Raw genomic sequence first — 510 nt, 5'->3', positions numbered from 1 at the left:
CCGAGCGAATTGGGCATAAAGAGAAACCTATTGTGTTTGGTTATATTTTTATCGACATCTTTGTCAAAAACATGAACTCATTTGTCGTCTTTTTTAACTAAATTTAAACAAACCGACAATTTACGTTAAAACTTGTGAGTGTGATCATGTTTGCGAGCTCGATTAATGAAATCGTCATAATGAAAAGAATTGCTTAACAAACAGTGGTATCAACTGGTTTTACAGGTGAGGTGATGAAAATTTTGTTGGTGCTGACAGGTATTTTGTTTAAGTTTTGTCTTTGTAAATTATGAGTTTTTTACTAAAAGCCTAATGTGGACGGAGTTTTAGGTATAAAAAAGGCCCCGACGATGCGGAGCCTTTGTTAATTGACGTCTCGATTTTAGAAAATAAGATGAGCAACGCCAGCAATCACAGGTAACGTGATTAGCGTACGTAAAATGAAGATTACGAAGAGCTCTACAATGTTTACTGGAATTTTGCTGCCTAACAGTAGGGCACCTACTTCCG

1 pseudogene is annotated in these 510 nt (G+C 36.3%); it reads right to left on the bottom strand.

Going from position 1 to position 510, the window contains the following annotated elements:
• Positions 1-382: 382 nt before the first annotated feature.
• Positions 383-510, bottom strand: a pseudogene (locus tag IQR33_RS32340) (YjiH family protein); the annotation flags it as partial.

Source organism: Vibrio sp. OPT46 (assembly GCF_015163535.1).
GTDB lineage: Bacteria > Pseudomonadota > Gammaproteobacteria > Enterobacterales > Vibrionaceae > Vibrio > Vibrio alginolyticus.
This window is presented reverse-complemented; position numbering and strand designations above follow the sequence as displayed.